A 16,074-nucleotide genomic window follows, 5' to 3' on the forward strand; every position below is an offset into this window, starting at 1 on the left:
GGGCCGACGCGCGTACGTACCGTCAGTTCTGCCCTTTCAACAACGGCGTGCGACCCAGCATTTGCAACGCGCTAGGACGCAACGCGCGCAAACTCGGTGAAATACGTCGGGAACGTCTTGGCAACGCATTTCGGATCGTTGATCGTCACCGGCACGCCGCCCAGGCTCACGAGTGAGAAGCACATCGCCATACGGTGATCGTCGTAGGTGTCGATGGCCGCGTTCGGTGTGAGTGCGGCGGGCGGCGTGACACGCAAATAGTCCGTGCCCTCCTCCACCGTTGCCCCCACCTTGCGCAGTTCGATTGCCATGGCGGCCAAACGATCCGTTTCCTTCACGCGCCAGCTTGCGATATTGCGCAGCGTGGTGGTGCCGTCCGCGAAAAGGGCGGCGACCGCGATCGTCATTGCTGCGTCGGGAATGTGATTGAAGTCCATGTCGAGCGAACGCAGCTTGCCGCTCGGCGTGTCGACGCCGTGCACTTCAATGGCGTCGTCGAACAGTGTGACGCGCGCGCCCATCGCCGCGAGGGCGTCCACGAAACGCACATCGCCCTGAATGCTGTCGCGGCCGACGCCTTCCACGCGCAGCGGTCCGCCCCCAATGGCCCCGGCGGCGAGGAAGTACGACGCCGACGACGCATCGCCTTCGACCCGGACCTCGCCCGGACTCCGATACTTCGCGCCGCCGGCATCCGCCGCCGGCAACGTGAAGCGCGACCATCCGTCTTGCCGGACATCGATGCCGAAGCGCCGCAACAGTCGCAGCGTGATGTCGATGTACGGCTTGGAAATCAGCTCTCCCTCGACTTCAACGACGATCTCGCCCGTTGCCGACGGCAACAGCGGCAACGTGAGCAGCAACGCGGTAAGGAACTGGCTCGACACATCGCCACGCACGCGAATGGGCGCCGACGGTGCGGCCACATCGGCCGGCTGGATATGCAGCGGGGGATAGCCGGCGTTACCGACGTAATCGATATGCGCGCCGAGCTGACGCAAGCCGTCAACCAGGTCGCCGATCGGGCGTTCGTGCATACGCGCCACCCCTGAGACCGCATAGTCGCCGTGGCTAAGCGCGAGCGCCGCCGTCAGCGGACGAATGGCCGTGCCCGCGTTGCCCATGAACAGCTTGGCCGTCTTGACGGGAAATGCACCGCCGCAGCCCTCAACGATGAAATCGCGCGAGTCACCGACCTGCGTACATTTGACGCCAAGCGTCGCCAAGGCGTCGAGCATGACCTTCGTGTCGTCCGACGCGAGCAGGTCGCGCACGCGGGTTGTGCCGTGGGACAACGCGGCGAGCAGCAATACGCGGTTCGAGATACTTTTCGAGCCGGGCAGGCGCAGCGTGCCTTCGGCGTGTCCGTAAGGACCCAGATCGAGCGTTTCCATTACTTTTCCTGTTGCTTGGCCCAGTTCGTGCGCGCCTGGCTGGTGCGCGCGAAGACGGCCTCGAGACCGGCGCCGTCACCGGCATCGATCAATTGACGCAAACCCGCGAGCGTCGCGACGTAGCCATCGAGTTCGGCGAGCAGTGCCTCGCGATTGGCCATACAGATATCGCGCCACATTTCCGGATTCGATGCCGCGATGCGCGTAAAGTCGCGAAAACCACCGCCCGCGAAACCGAATTTCGAGGCAGCGTCGGGGGCTTCGAGAATCTGCGCGATGAGCGCGTACGAGAGAACATGCGGCAGGTGACTGACCGACGCGAATACGCGATCGTGCTGCGTCTCGGACATTTCCGACACACGCGCCCCGGTCGCCTCCCACATCGCGCGCACCCGCGCGACGTCCTCGTGACGATTGTTCGTTTGCGGACACAGCACGACGCGCCGGTCGAGATACAAATCGGCTTTCGCTGCATCGACACCGGACAATTCCGCCCCGGCGATAGGGTGCCCCGGCACGAAGCGCCAGACTTCGTCGCCCAGTGCGGCCTTGGCGGCGGTTACGGCGTCCGTTTTGGTACTTCCCGCGTCGGTCACGATCGTATCGCCACCGAGAAACGGGCGGATCGCCGCGAGCAATGCGGGCGTCTGCGCCACCGGCGCCGCGAGCACGACGATATCGGCCCCCGCCACGGCCTCGGCCATTGACACGGCAGCCCGATCGATCACACCGAGTTCGCGCGCGCGCGCCAGCGACGCCTCGCTGCGCCCGACGCCAACGACTTCCTTCACGGCACCCGCGGCCTTGAGCGCACGTGCGAGCGAACCGCCAATCAGGCCGACGCCGCAGATGACGAGTTTATTCAGACTCATGGTGTTTCGTCCGCCGCCCCGTTATGCGGAGCGCGGGTATGACCCGAGCACTTTGCAATAAGCCGCGTTCTGACGGAGCGCGTCGAGCGCCTTGGCGACATTGGGATCGTCGCGATGCCCCTCGAAATCGACGTAGAAGTAATACTCCCACGCGCCGCTTTTGGCCGGACGCGACTCGAAGCGCGTCATCGACACGCCATTGTTCGCCAGCGGTTCGAGTAACGCTACCACGGCACCGGCGCGATTCGGTACCGAGAGAATCAGCGATGTTTGATCGTGGCCGCTCGGCGCCGGATCCTGCGTGCCGACAACGACGAATCGCGTGCGGTTGTGCGGATCGTCCTGCACGTGCGCGTAGGCCACCTGCAGTCCGTACTGGGTCGCCGCGGACTCGCCGGCAATCGCCGCAATGGTCGGATCGGCCGACGCCATACGCGCCGCCTCAGCATTGCTCGACACCGCCTGCCGCTCCAGCAGCGGAAAATGCGCCGTAAGCCAGTGCTGACATTGGGCGAGCGACTGCGCATGCGAGCAGATGCGCTTGACCCCGTCGAGCGTGCCCGAGAGCGACATCAGATTGTGATGAATCGGCAAAGCCACTTCGCCGCTGATCGTCAGCGGACTTTGCAGCAGCAGGTCCAGCGTGCGCGACACGACACCCTCGGTCGAATTCTCGACCGGCACGACGCCGAAGTCCGCGCTGCCGGCCTCGACGGCGCGGAACACCTCGTCGAGCGACGGGCACGGCAAGCCTTTCACGCTTTGTCCGAAGTAGGCAAATGCCGCCTGTTCGCTGTAGGTGCCGGCCGGCCCCAGGTAAGCGACCGTCATGACCTTCTCCAGCGCACGGCTGGCCGACATGATCTCGCGCCAGATCGACGCCAGATTGTCGCCATACAACGGGCCGTCGTTGGTTTGTTGCAGACGCGAAATGACCTGCAATTCGCGCTCAGGCCGGAACACCGGCGCGCCGAAACGCTTCTTGACTTCGCCCACTTCCAGGGCGACGGCGGCGCGTTGGTTGAGCAGTTTCAGAAGCTGCGCGTCGATGTCATCGATTTTCTCCCGCAAGGGGCGCAGCAATGCGTTCAGATCGTCTTCCATGGAGCGTATTGTCGTCATGCAGTGGAACAGGGGCGGGCGATTCGACCGTGCTTGGCGCGATGTCCCGAAGCGCGTCGGGACATTCCTTTTGCGCCGGCCGTTCGCCCTCGTCAGCCGTGGCTGCGCTCGAATTCGCGCAGATAATCGACCAGCGCCTTGACGCCGGCCAGCGGCATCGCGTTGTAAATCGAGGCGCGCATGCCTCCCACGGACTTGTGGCCCTTGAGTTGCAGCAGGCCGCGCTCGCGAGCGCCGGCCAGGAAAGACTCGTTCAATGCGTCGTCGTGCAGGAAAAACGGCACGTTCATGCGCGAGCGGCAATCCTTCGCGACGGGGGTGCGGTAAAACTCGCTGCTGTCCAGGTAGCCATAGAGGCAATCGGCCTTGGCCTTGTTCTGCGCCTCCATGGCCACCAGTCCCCCCTGGCGCTTGAGCCACTGGAACACCAGACCGGCGATGTAGATTGCGTAGGTCGGCGGCGTGTTGAACATCGAGTCGTTCTCGGCAACGATCTTCCAATCGAACGCACTCGGCGTGATCGGCAACGCGCGGCCAAGCAAGTCGTCGCGCACGATGACCACCGTCAGCCCCGACGGACCGATATTCTTTTGCGCACCGCCGTACATCACGCCGAACTTCGACACATCCATCGGACGCGAAAGAATGTGCGACGAGACGTCCGCCACGAGCGGCACGTTCGGCCGCCCGGCGGCGCCCAAATCGGGCGTCCAGAAATACTCGACGCCATGAATGGTTTCATTCGTACAGATATGCACGTAAGCCGGATCTTTGGACAACTGCCATTCGTCCATTGTCGGCAGGCGGGTGAACTTCTCGGCTTCGGTGCTCGCGGCGATATTGACGTCGCAATACTTGCGCGCCTCCTTCTGCGACTTCACCGACCACGACCCGGTGACGACGTAGTCCGCCGTACGACGCTCTCCCGCACGCTCGCCGCCCAACAGGTTCATCGGGATGAGCGCGTTCTCGGCCAGCGCGCCGCCCTGCATGAACAGAATCCGGTAGTTGTCCGGCACGGCGAGCAGCTCACGCAGATCGGCCTGCGCCTGCGCCAGAATGCTCATGAACTCACGTCCGCGATGGCTCATCTCCATCACGCCCATACCGGCGCCGTGCCAGTCGAGCATTTCCTCGGCAGCCTGTGCCAGCACCTCGGCCGGCAGCGCCGCCGGACCGGCCGAAAAATTGAAAGCGCGCGTCATAATGTTTTGCCACGGTAAAAGTGAAACGCAAGCCGACGGACACTGCCCCGTGCGGCTTGCGTTTCACGTCTGACGATGACTCGTTTGCGAGGCGGCGAAGACCCACTATACCGCCAGATGCCTTCGACGTGCGGGTGTCCGCCCCAATTCCGCCGCTGGACGATGGCTTTGCCGGAAAATTCCGAGCAAAACCCGGCAGTTCACACCGTCAATGCAAAATGGCCGTTTGCGATCGCTCGCAAACGGCCATTATCGGTCAATCCCAGCGGGACCGGCCGAAATTTACTTCTTGGCCGGCGCCTTCGGTGCCGACTTGGCAGCCGCGGCAATCTCTGCGTCCGCTTGCTTGCTGGTCGCGTCGATCGATTGCGGCATGTACTTCTGCATCAGACCGCCAACGACTTCCTGGCCAACCTGATCCTGCACCTTGATGTACTTCTGGCCGACCGCGCTCTTGTAAAACGCCGTCAGACCCTTGATTTCGTCGGTGGTGTAGAACTTGCCATAAGCCGCGTATTGCGCTTGCACGGCATCGTTCTTGAACGCGTCGGAAGTGAAGACCTTGCCTGCCCCCTCGACGAGCTTTTGCACCGAGCGCTCTTGCAGCGTCGGCACAATGGCCTGCTTCTGCGCATCGCTCATCGTCTTGTTGGCGACCAGTTGGCGTTCGAGCACTTGCGGCGCCAATTGCTTCGCCTGTTGCTGCGCGCCGTCACCGATGGCAGCGACGAGCTTATTCGCGTCGATGGCGTCGAGCAGGTCCTTGATGGCGGCCTTCTTGTCGGCATCGATCGGGGCGCTTTGTTGAGCCATCGCCATTGCCGGCGCTGCGAGCAGCAGCCACATCCACTTCTTGACGTTATGTTGCATAGTAATAGTCACTCCAAAGTTCGCCGGCTTTGTCCGGCGATAAATAGATGCATCCTCGCCTGGGCACTTCACTGCATCGAGCCAGATTCTACTGACTTTTCGGGGTAATGCGCCCGCAGCTTACATCGCGTTACGTCAGTCATGATTCCGTGACATCCGCTTCCGGCGTCTCGTCGCCATCTTGAGCATCACCGCCATTCTCCGCGATTTCGGCATCGGACTCGACGATGCGTTGCAGGCCCGAAAGCGTCGTGCCTTCGTCCAGGCTGATCAGCGTCACCCCCTGCGTGGCCCGGCCCATTTCGCGAATTTCCGACACGCGCGTACGGATCAGCACCCCGCCGGTCGTGATCAGCATGATCTCGTCATCCGGCTCGACCAGCGTCGCCGCGACCACCCGGCCGTTGCGTTCGCTCGTCTGGATCGCAATCATACCCTTAGTGCCACGGCCGTGGCGCGTATATTCGGTGATCGACGTGCGTTTGCCGTAGCCGTTTTCGGTCGCCGTGAGCACCGACTGCTGCTCGTTCTCGGCAACCAGCAGCGCGATGACCGTCTGCCCGTCTTCGAGCTGCATGCCGCGCACGCCACGCGCTTCGCGTCCCATCGGACGCACATCGTTTTCGTCGAAACGCACCGCCTTGCCGCTGTCCGAGAACAACATGACGTCGTGGGCACCGTCGGTGATGGCCGCGCCGATCAACACGTCGCCGTCATCGAGATTCACCGCGATGATGCCCTTCTTGAGCGGACGGCTGAAGGCCGTCAGCGGCGTCTTCTTGACCGTGCCCAGGCTCGTGGCCATGAACACGAAGCGATCTTCCGTGTATGCCTTGACCGGCAGCACCACGTTGATCTTCTCGCCGTCCTGCAACGGGAACATATTGACGATCGGACGCCCGCGCGAGGTTCGTGACCCCTGCGGCACTTCATAGACCTTGATCCAATACACGCGGCCGCGATTCGAGAAGCACAGAATCGTATCGTGTGTATTGGCAATGAACAGCGTGTCGATCCAGTCGTCGTCCTTGGTCGCGGCAGCCTGCTTGCCTCGGCCACCGCGCTTCTGTGCGCGGTATTCGGACAACGGCATCGACTTGATGTAGCCCGAGTGCGACAGCGTAACCACCATGTCCTGCGGCGTAATCAGGTCTTCGGTGTCGAGTTCGGTGGCGTTGTGTTCGATGGTCGAACGACGCTCGTCGCCGAACTCGGCGCGCACGGCCGTCAGTTCGTCGCCGATGATCGCCGTCACGCGTTCAGGGCGCGCCAGGATGTCGAGCAGGTCGGCGATCTGGGCCATCACTTCCTTGTACTCGGAAACGATCTTGTCCTGTTCCAGACCGGTCAGGCGCTGCAGACGCATCTGCAGAATTTCCTGCGCCTGCGTCTCCGACAGACGGTAGAGTCCGTCGGCCTGCATGCCCACGGCGGCGTCGAGCCCTTCCGGACGGTAGGCCGCACGGCCGCCCTGCGTATCGCTTTCGGCCCGCGCGAGCATGTCGCGCACGACCGACGAATCCCATGCCTTTTCCATCAACGCGGCCTTCGCGATCGGCGGCGTCGGTGCCGCCTTGATGATCGCGATGAAGTCGTCGATGTTAGCAAGCGCTACCGCCAGACCTTCGAGCACATGCCCACGCTCACGGGCGCGACGCAGTTCGTAGATCGTGCGGCGAGTAATCACTTCGCGGCGGTGCGCAAGGAAGTGCACCAGCATTTCGCGCAGGTTCAGCAGCTTGGGCTGGCCGTCGACCAGCGCCACCATGTTCATGCCGAACGTGTCTTGCAGCTGCGTGTGCTTATAGAGATTGTTGAGCACAACCTCGGGCACTTCGCCGCGCTTGAGTTCGATCACCACGCGCATGCCGCTCTTGTCGGACTCGTCGCGAATGTCGGAAATCCCTTCAATACGCTTCTCGTTGACCAGCTCGGCAATACGCTCGAGCAGTGAGCGCTTGTTCACCTGATACGGCAGCTCGTCGACGATGATCGCCACGCGCTGGCCGCGATCGATGTCTTCGAAGTGAGTCTTCGCTCGCATCACCACACGACCGCGACCGGTGCGGTAGCCCTCGCGCACGCCGGAGATGCCGTAGATGATGCCGGCCGTCGGGAAATCCGGGGCCGGAATGATCTCGATGAGTTCGTCGATGGTGGCTTCCGGGTGCTTGAGCACGTGCAGACAGCCTTCCACGACTTCGTTGAGATTGTGCGGCGGAATGTTCGTGGCCATGCCGACCGCAATCCCCGACGAACCGTTGAGCAGCAGGTTCGGGATGCGGGCCGGCAAGATCAATGGCTCTTTCTCGCTGCCGTCGTAGTTCGGACCGAAGTCGACGGTTTCCTTGTCGATGTCCGCGAGCAGCTCGTGGCCGATCTTGGCCATGCGCACTTCGGTGTATCGCATGGCAGCGGCGTTGTCGCCGTCGACCGAGCCGAAGTTCCCCTGCCCGTCGACCAGCATGTAGCGCAGCGAGAACGGCTGCGCCATACGAACGATGGTGTCGTATACAGAGGCGTCGCCGTGCGGGTGGTACTTACCGATGACGTCACCGACGATACGTGCCGATTTCTTGTATGCCCGGTTCCAGTCGTTATTCAACTCGTGCATGGCAAACAGTGCACGGCGGTGCACCGGCTTCAGGCCGTCGCGCACGTCTGGCAGGGCGCGGCCGACGATCACGCTCATGGCGTAATCGAGATACGACCGCCGCATTTCTTCTTCAAGCGAAATCGGGAGAGTTTCTTTGGCGAACTGATCCATTATTCGTATCTATCAAACCCTAATCGCGATAGGCGGTTGCCGGCGATATGATCTTAAGATTCTAACATGCCCGTCATTGGCATCCGAAACGAGCGTGATGCGATGCACAAGACACGTCCGGCATACCAAAACGATCGATGACGACGAAGAATGAAACGGTTGGCGAGGGGCCTCAAAAGGTGTTGCGCTCACGCCACAACTGCGCCACGACGGGCGGCAAACTTGGGGTTTTGCTCACGGGTGGCGGAAGCGCTATGGCAAAATGCCGTGGCATAAGTTAGACATTATTCGAAGTGCATGGGCCATGCTTTGGCGCAAAGGCCGATGTTATACTTCGAGCGATGTAAGACTTTGGTACCGTCGTCTAGGCTCGCAGTAACCCTGCGGTAATCTCATTTCGAGAGGAGAAATATGAATAAATTCGCTAAGCTCGCGATCGTTGCAGCTACCGCAGTGATGGCTGCTTCGGCTATGGCTCAAAATTATGTCCAGACCGCTCCGGGTCCGATCGCGGCCTCGAAACAAGCTGTCAACGACAACTGGGTTAACGGCAGCGGCGAGTGGGTTTGGAAGAACGGCTCGGACGAACTGTGCTGGCGCGATGCCTACTGGACCCCGGCCACGGCCAATGCCAAATGCGATGGTTCGATCATCGCCCAGGCACCGGCTCCGGCACCGGCTCCGGTTCCGGTCGCTCCGGTTTCGCAGAAGGTGACGTACCAAGCTGACGCCCTGTTCGATTTCGACAAGGCCATCCTGAAGCCGGAAGGCAAGGCCAAGCTGGACGACCTGGCTGGCAAGGTTCAAGCACTGAACCTGGAAGTCGTGGTTGCCACGGGCTACACCGACCGCATCGGTTCGGACAAGTACAACGACCGTCTGTCGCTGCGTCGCGCTCAAGCTGTGAAGGCCTATCTGGTCAGCAAGGGCGTTGAAGCCAACCGCGTCTACACGGAAGGCAAGGGCAAGCGCAACCCGGTCACGACCGGTTGCAACCAGAAGAATCGCGGTCAGCTGATCAAGTGCCTGGCACCGGATCGCCGCGTGGAAGTCGAAGTCGTCGGCACGAACAAGTAATACGGTTCTCACCGACTACGAAAAAACCCCGCCTCGGCGGGGTTTTTTTTCGTCTGCCGTGATCGGATCCGTCATCCGAACCGTCGCGAGGTTCCGACAATCGGCACCCTCACGCCTCGCTGCCCAGTTGCGGATACTGCCGGCGCACCATAAAGCTCAGCAGCGCCTTGACCGGACGGTCGCGCCACCACGATCCCGTCTCCAGCGGCTTGAACATCATGCGCGTGGCCGCCTCGACAGGCATGTACTGCTTCATCACATCGCCCGACATCGCGAGGAACGCGTCCCAGGTCATCGTCTCGAACGGCGGCGGTGTGCGCCAGAATCGATTGAGCGGCTCGAACGCGAACGCAATGTCCTCGTCGCGCACCAGTTCGCTGCGCGCGACCATGGTTCTCAGCCGCCGGATCACCCCGCGCTGCTCCACCGCGTTGTACCGATCGAATGTCTTGCGGAAATAGCGATAGTGGCCGACCTCCTCATTGCTCAACTTATGCATCATCTGCTTGAGTTCCTCGACCGGCATATAGGATTCCAGGCAGCGGTAGATCATGGCCGTTTGCGTCTCGGTCACGCAGCGTGAAAGCGCCTCGAGGGCCAGCGACGGCCGCATGTGCTGCACATCGCACCGCGGCTTATAGCGTTCCAGAAATGCGTCGTACGCCGGCGCCCAGTCGAACTCGGGCCAGACACGCGCGATGTAGTCCTTGGCGAGCCGCCCGTGCTCGACTTCCTCGGGCAGCCAGGTATCGCGCAGCCACGTTCTCATCTCGTCGTCGTCGCCATACATCTGGTTGAGCGTGGAGACGAACTCCGGCACGCTGGTCTCGATGAAAGACACCGTCGCGAGGGAATAAAAGATGAACGCATTGGTTCGAACAGACGGCTCTGCTGCCATGACACGCTCCTATCGGCATAGGGGGTTGAACATGTATCGCTCAAGCACGTACGCGCGACCTGTGTGAATGGCGGGTTGACAAGCGCATCGAGCACTGCCCGTTGCGAGATCGGACAGGGCACTCCGCCAACCGGTCACATCAATCGTCACACGAAGATCACAAACGCATAGTATAGGATTTGGCCAAGGATCGCAGCGCAGCAACCCATCCATCCAAAATGCGTCGATTTTTGGTCAATTTGAGCGATGTTTGCTACCGTTACAACAACTTTAACTCTGAAACGGCATGACACAACGTTACTGGTTGATGAAGTCCGAACCCGAGGAGGCGAGTATCGACGATCTCGCCAGCGCGAAGCACCAGACCCTGGCGTGGACGGGCGTGCGCAACTATCAGGCACGAAACTTCATGCGCGACGAGATGCGCGTGGGCGACGGCGTGCTCTTCTATCATTCGAGCTGTGCGGTGCCCGGTATCGCCGGACTCGCGACGGTGGCGTCGACGCCCTATCCCGACCCTACCCAGTTCGACTCCAAGAGTCCCTATTTCGATCCCAAGTCGGCGCCGGATTCGCCACGTTGGCTGCTGGTCGACGTCAAACTGGATCGCAAGACACGCCTCATGCCGCTCACGGAAATGCGTCAGACGCCGGAATTGGACGGCATGCTGGTCCTCGCCCGCGGCAACCGTCTCTCGATCACCCCCGTGTCGCCCAAACACTGGAAGTTCATCACCCGGCATCTGCTTGAAGACTGAAAGTGTCGGGGGAACCAACCCGGTTGCGATAGCGTCTGTATCAGGTTGCCGATACCGGCATAGCCTGTGGCCATGACCGCATGACACGCCATCATGTGGCGAGCGTCATGCCGCGAAGGCCGCGCGAGCGACCGGTCAACCGTTCGCCACGCCCAGGCGAACTCTCACTCGAAAAAGGACAATACGATGCGCAAATCTCTCGCTGCCGCGCTGCTGATCGCCACCGCCGCCAATGTCGCCTACGCCCAGTCGGGTGAAGATGCCAACCGTCAGGTCTCGGGTGTACTGGGCCTCGAAGCGCACGCCACGAAGGAAGTCGAGCAGGACACCGTTCACATCACGATGTCCGCGCAGGAGCAAGGCGCCGACGCCGCGACCGTGTCGCGCAATCTCACACAGAAGGCCAACAGCGCGATGTCCGTGGCCAAGGGCCAGAATGCCGTGCAGGTTCAGACCGGTAACGTCTCGCTCTACCCGACGACCAACCGCGACGGCAAGATCACCGCATGGCGAGGCCGCACCGAACTGCAAATGACTTCGAAGGATTTCGGTGCCGCATCGCGTCTCGCCAGCCAGATCTCGAACCAGATGCAGATGGACGGCGTGTCGTTCTCGCTCTCGCGTGAAGCGCAGGAGAAGACCCAGGCCGAGCTGACGAATCAGGCCATCCAGGCGTTCCGCGATCAGGCGCAGAACAACACGAAGGCCTTCGGCTACAGCAGCTACACGATCCGTCAGGTGCAGGTCGGTGCGAACGCGCCGATGATGCCGCGTCCGTACGCGATGAAGGCAATGGCCATGAGTGCGGGCGCCGACGCCGCGCCGCCGATGCAGCTCGAAGGCGGCAAAACGCAGGTGACCGTGACGGTCTCGGGTACGGTGCAGATGAAGTAAGCCGCGCGGGCCCGCACGTTGTTAGGTGAGTTATCATGCCGCCCCGTCGAGGGCGGCATTCTTTTACGTTCAATATTGGATGACCGACGCGCGATGCTGCATCGCGCTTACTTGAAGCGCTCACGCAGCAAGTTCTTTTGCACCTTGCCCATCGTATTGCGCGGCAATTCGGCGACGACGTGCACACGCTTGGGCACCTTGAAGTTGGCGATACGCTGCTTGAGCGTGTCGATGACCGTTCGTTCGTCGGGTGCCTTTGCACCGTCGCGCGGCACGATGACGGCCACCACCGCCTCACCGAAGTCCGGGTGCGGAACGCCAATCACCGCCGACTCGGCCACGCCGTCCATCTCGTCGATGAAGCCCTCGATTTCCTTCGGATAAACGTTGTAGCCGCCCGAGATGATGAGATCCTTCGAGCGACCGACGATGTGCACATAGCCCTGCTCATCGAACTTTCCAACGTCGCCCGTCTTGAAGAAGCCGTCGTCGGTGAACTCTTCTGCGGTCTTCTCCGGCATGCGCCAGTAGCCGGCAAACACGTTCGGCCCCTTGACCTGGATGTGACCGATCTCGCCCGACCCGCATGGCTGTGCGTCGTCGCCGACCACGCGTACCGTCACCCCCGGCAGCGGCACGCCAACCGTACCCGCGCGGCGCACGCTCGCCGCATCGCCGCGATACGGGTTCGAGATGAGCATGACCGTCTCGGACATGCCGTAACGCTCCAGAATCGTATGGCCGGTGCGCTCGCGGAAGGCGTCGAACGTCTCGCTCAACAGCGGTGCCGAGCCAGAAATGAACAGCCGCATGTTGCGACACGCCTCGCGATCGAGCCCCGCCTCCGCCAGCAACCGGACGTAATACGTCGGCACGCCCATGAACACCGTGGCACGCGAAAGTTGATGCAGCACTTCACGTGCATCGAACTTCGTCATCCAGATCATCTTGCTGCCGGAATACAGCGCCGCATGGCTCGCGACGAACAACCCGTGCACGTGGAAAATCGGCAGCGCGTGCAGCAGCACGTCGCCGCCCTCGCGCTCGCCCCATCCCCAGAACTCGTGCAACACGCGCGCGTTGCTCGCGAGGTTGCCGTGAGAGAGCATGGCCCCCTTGCTGCGGCCCGTCGTGCCCGACGTGTACAGAATGGCGGCGAGATCATCTGGCGCACGCGGCACCGTCTCGAAGGAGTCGTCGAACCACGCCGCGCGCTCCAGCAGCGAACCCGTACGATCGTCGCCGAGCGTATAGACGTGCTTCGCACCGTTAGTGAACGCAACCTTCGACACCCAGCCGAAATTTGCCGGACTGCACACCACGACATCCGGCGCGGCGTTCTCGACGAAGTAAGCGATCTCGCCCTCGCGATATGCCGTATTCAGCGGCAGATACACGAACCCCGCGCGCAAGGTGGCGAGGTAGAGCAGCAGCGCCTCCGGCGACTTTTCGACCTGCACGGCAATACGTGCGCCAGGTGTCAGGTCGAGACTCGCGAGCAGGTTCGCCATGCGAGCGCTCGCGCGCTCGACGTCGTCCCAACTGTAATAGAGCCCTTCGGGCGTCTCGATCGCGCACGCCGATTTATCGGCGGGAAAACGCTCGGCAAAAAGTCGGTAGAGATTGGTGTCTTGCGTCATAAACAGAACCGGATTTGAAACAGTGGATGCGTTGACTGGAAAAAAAGCAGCGACGACGTGGCGTCGCTCACCGCCCCAAAAAGTCAGGCGGGCGCTTCTCGAGGAATGCCGCCACCCCTTCGCGGTGATCGTGCGAATCCCAATACGAAAACGCATTTTGCCATTCGGCCTCGGACAACGGCGGCACGGTCGGTGCCAACCGGGCGATCAGCCATTTGTTCAGTTGGGCGGCCAACGGCGCGCCGGCGGCGAGACGCCGCGCGCACGCATAGCCCTCGTGTTCCACCGCGTCGTCGGCCACCACGCGCGTAAGCAGTCCTTTCTCGCGCGCCTCCGCCGCGCCAAAGACGCGCCCCTCCAGCAAGATTTCGAGCGTTGTCGCGCGGCCTGCCAGGGCGAGCACGCCGCGCAGTTCGCCGGGCGCCATTGGAAAGCCGAGCTTGTTGATCGGCACGCCGAAACGAGCGCCCTCCCCGGCAATGCGCAAGTCGCAATGCGCCGCGATCTCCAGGCCGCCGCCCACGCACACCCCCTCGATCAGCGCGACGCTCGGATGCCGGCAATGTGCCAAGGCGTCGAGCGTCGGCCCGATGACCTCGCCGTGATAGCGCCGCAGCGCGTCGTAGCTGCCGCGCTCGAGCGGAAACTCTTCGATATCGGCGCCGGCCGCGAAGTGACCTTTCGCCCCGCGAATAACGATGGCGCGCACGCGCGCGTCCTCGTCGAGCGCTTGCAGATGCGCGCGCAGGGCACGCCACATGGCGACCGAAATCGCATTGAGCTTGCCGGGATTCGACAGCGTCAGCGTGACCCATCCGTCGTCAAGCGAACGATCATCGCGCAGGACTTCACTCACGCGTTCCTCCATGCGGTTGATGGGCGTAGATACTGGTTTGCATACCAAAGCGTCGTCATGTTCAGAGCAGCCTCGCCACGGCGCGTCCAAGGGCGGGTTCGCCGTCGATGAGACGTTGAAGGTTGGCGTCGAGTTCGTCGGGCTCGTAAAGATAATTGACCATCATGCCGCACGACTGCTTCGCGCCCTTCTTCGAAAGATCGGCATGCCAGTTGATGCGCTCCACGCGCGCGCCGTTGCCCAGATGGAACCGCGCAACCGGATCACGCGGCTGTCCCCGCACGGTTTCGCGCGCCAGATAGTACGCGGCCAGCGCTTCGCCAAGACTGCGCTGCGATGCTTGCGCGCCCTTGCGCTCGGCAGAGGCCTGCAACCACGCCACCATCTGCGCGCCGGAGACATCGGGCGCCGGCGCCCCCTCCTGCCCCAGCAGTTTCGCGCGCTTTGGGCCAAGCACTTGCACAAGCGCCAGGGTCGACAGCGACTTGAGCCAGTCGTTGAACCCCGGAATCGGCGAGAGCGTCGCGAAATTGCGCAGCTTCGGAAAATCGACTTGCAGTTCGTCGATCACGCGCTTGAGCAGGAAGTTGCCGAAGCTCACCCCGCGCAGGCCGGGCTGCGTGTTCGAGATCGAATAGAAGATCGCCCAGCGCACGCGACGCAGATCCTCGAGCGGCGCCTTCTCGTCGAGCAGCGAATGCACGTCGGCGGCCATCTCGGGCACAAACGCCACTTCAACGAAGATCAGCGGCTCGCGCGGCATGCGCGGATGAAAGAACGCATAGCAACGCCGATCAGAATCGAGCCGGTTGCGCAGATCCGCCCACGACGAAATCTCATGCACCGCTTCGTAGCGCATGAGCTTTTCGAGCAGCGACGCCGGCGAATCCCACGTGATCGGATGCAATTCCAGCAGTCCGACGTCGAACCATGTCGAAAAGAGACTGCCGAGATCCTCTTCGAGCGCCGCGAGTCCGGGCAACACCGCGCGGTGTTCCAGCATGTCGGCGCGCCAGCGCACGAGGAACGGCAGGCCATCGGGCAGCGCATTGAAGCGCTTGAGAAAGCGCACACGCGCACTGCCGAGTGCACCGGCCAAACCGCCGGCCGCGCGTCTGGCACTGGCACCGTCGCCGTCCCTGCCGACCTCGGCCCCCGGGGAGCCGTCGCTCGCACAAGCGTCGGCGACGACCGCGAGCAGCGCCAGTTGCGTGTCGGGCGACGCCGCTGTGTAGCGCGTCATGAAATCGCGCGCGGCGTCGTTGGCGGCGGAGTCCGTCAGCCGCGCCGCCAGGCACAGCGTCAACTGCCGCCGCAGCGCGCTCTGCGCACGCGGCGACAGCGTTGCCGGCGTGACCTTGGCGCTCCCTTTACCGTCCTTGCCGTCTTTCGGCCCGCCGCCGTGCCCCCCCGATTTACCGCCGCCGCGGCCGAACCACTGTCCCAGGCGCGCCCCGAGCGACGGCTTGGGCGACGGTACCGGCGCGCTCACGTCAGACACGGTCTCGGGCGTGCCCCGCCCCGGTTGGGAAGGCGACGACGCGGATGGCGAGGACGAGGCCATCGCGGTAGACGACGCGGCCATCGTTGAGTCCATCTCCGACGGACTCAACGAGACGGGAACGGACATGGCTGACATGATTGGCTCATCCTTCATGGCTTCCTGACATTGCGCCCGGGTAGGCAAGCACACCGGCTATACCGCGATGACGCACCCTCCAG

The 16,074-nt window shown here is 62.6% G+C and carries 13 protein-coding genes; 3 read left to right on the top strand and 10 right to left on the bottom strand.

Going from position 1 to position 16,074, the window contains the following annotated elements:
* Positions 1–71: 71 nt before the first annotated feature.
* The 6 genes from aroA to gyrA all read right to left on the bottom strand — a co-directional run bounded on the left by aroA (position 72) and on the right by gyrA (position 8,230).
* A complete protein-coding gene (gene aroA / locus BGP02_RS16240) occupies positions 72–1,394 on the bottom strand; it encodes a 3-phosphoshikimate 1-carboxyvinyltransferase (protein WP_017232098.1) in 1,323 nt (440 codons plus the stop codon).
* Positions 1,394–2,266 (bottom strand): prephenate dehydrogenase, encoded by an 873-nt coding sequence (locus BGP02_RS16245; RefSeq protein WP_017232099.1) that lies wholly within the window; start codon positions 2,264–2,266, stop codon positions 1,394–1,396. Before BGP02_RS16245 ends, aroA begins: the two co-directional genes overlap by 1 nt.
* A 21-nt stretch (positions 2,267–2,287) precedes the next feature.
* Positions 2,288–3,370, bottom strand: coding sequence for a prephenate dehydratase (pheA, locus tag BGP02_RS16250; RefSeq protein WP_017232100.1), 1,083 nt, complete (start codon positions 3,368–3,370; stop codon positions 2,288–2,290).
* Positions 3,371–3,480: 110 nt separating this feature from the next.
* On the bottom strand, positions 3,481–4,593 hold the full coding sequence (gene serC / locus BGP02_RS16255) for a 3-phosphoserine/phosphohydroxythreonine transaminase (protein WP_150563142.1): 1,113 nt from the start codon (positions 4,591–4,593) through the stop codon (positions 3,481–3,483).
* A gap of 282 nt (positions 4,594–4,875) precedes the next feature.
* Complete coding sequence (locus BGP02_RS16260; RefSeq protein ID WP_017232102.1) at positions 4,876–5,463, bottom strand: DUF2059 domain-containing protein; 588 nt, start codon at positions 5,461–5,463, stop codon at positions 4,876–4,878.
* A gap of 139 nt (positions 5,464–5,602) precedes the next feature.
* Positions 5,603–8,230 (bottom strand): DNA gyrase subunit A, encoded by a 2,628-nt coding sequence (gene gyrA / locus BGP02_RS16265; RefSeq protein WP_150563143.1) that lies wholly within the window; start codon positions 8,228–8,230, stop codon positions 5,603–5,605.
* A 411-nt stretch (positions 8,231–8,641) separates the two neighbouring features.
* Between gyrA and ompA the strand changes: the two genes are divergently transcribed.
* Positions 8,642–9,307, top strand: a complete 666-nt coding sequence (gene ompA, locus BGP02_RS16270) for an outer membrane protein OmpA (RefSeq protein ID WP_017232104.1) — start codon at positions 8,642–8,644, stop codon at positions 9,305–9,307.
* Positions 9,308–9,416: 109 nt separating this feature from the next.
* On the opposite strand, the gene BGP02_RS16275 is transcribed toward ompA, so the two are convergent.
* Positions 9,417–10,205 carry a hypothetical protein gene (locus BGP02_RS16275; protein WP_130025188.1) on the bottom strand — a complete coding sequence of 263 codons (789 nt, stop codon included), beginning with the start codon at positions 10,203–10,205 and terminating at the stop codon, positions 9,417–9,419.
* 286 nt (positions 10,206–10,491) lie between these two features.
* Between BGP02_RS16275 and BGP02_RS16280 the strand changes: the two genes are divergently transcribed.
* A complete protein-coding gene (locus BGP02_RS16280) occupies positions 10,492–10,962 on the top strand; it encodes an EVE domain-containing protein (RefSeq protein ID WP_286798850.1) in 471 nt (156 codons plus the stop codon).
* A 186-nt stretch (positions 10,963–11,148) separates the two neighbouring features.
* The gene (locus tag BGP02_RS16285; RefSeq protein WP_261939040.1) at positions 11,149–11,856 is read left to right on the top strand and encodes an SIMPL domain-containing protein; all 708 of its coding nucleotides are present in this window, start codon (positions 11,149–11,151) and stop codon (positions 11,854–11,856) included.
* A gap of 107 nt (positions 11,857–11,963) precedes the next feature.
* Here BGP02_RS16285 and BGP02_RS16290 read toward each other — a convergent pair whose 3' ends face one another.
* The 3 genes from BGP02_RS16290 to BGP02_RS16300 form a co-directional block, all read right to left on the bottom strand.
* On the bottom strand, positions 11,964–13,496 hold the full coding sequence (locus BGP02_RS16290) for a malonate--CoA ligase (RefSeq protein WP_017232108.1): 1,533 nt from the start codon (positions 13,494–13,496) through the stop codon (positions 11,964–11,966).
* A gap of 67 nt (positions 13,497–13,563) precedes the next feature.
* A complete protein-coding gene (locus BGP02_RS16295; RefSeq protein WP_017232109.1) occupies positions 13,564–14,364 on the bottom strand; it encodes an enoyl-CoA hydratase/isomerase family protein in 801 nt (266 codons plus the stop codon).
* A 49-nt stretch (positions 14,365–14,413) separates the two neighbouring features.
* Positions 14,414–15,991, bottom strand: a complete 1,578-nt coding sequence (locus BGP02_RS16300) for a malonyl-CoA decarboxylase domain-containing protein (RefSeq protein WP_286798851.1) — start codon at positions 15,989–15,991, stop codon at positions 14,414–14,416.
* Positions 15,992–16,074 lie beyond the last annotated feature (83 nt).

Source organism: Pandoraea sp. 64-18, assembly GCF_001899225.1.
Taxonomy (GTDB): domain Bacteria; phylum Pseudomonadota; class Gammaproteobacteria; order Burkholderiales; family Burkholderiaceae; genus Pandoraea; species Pandoraea cepalis.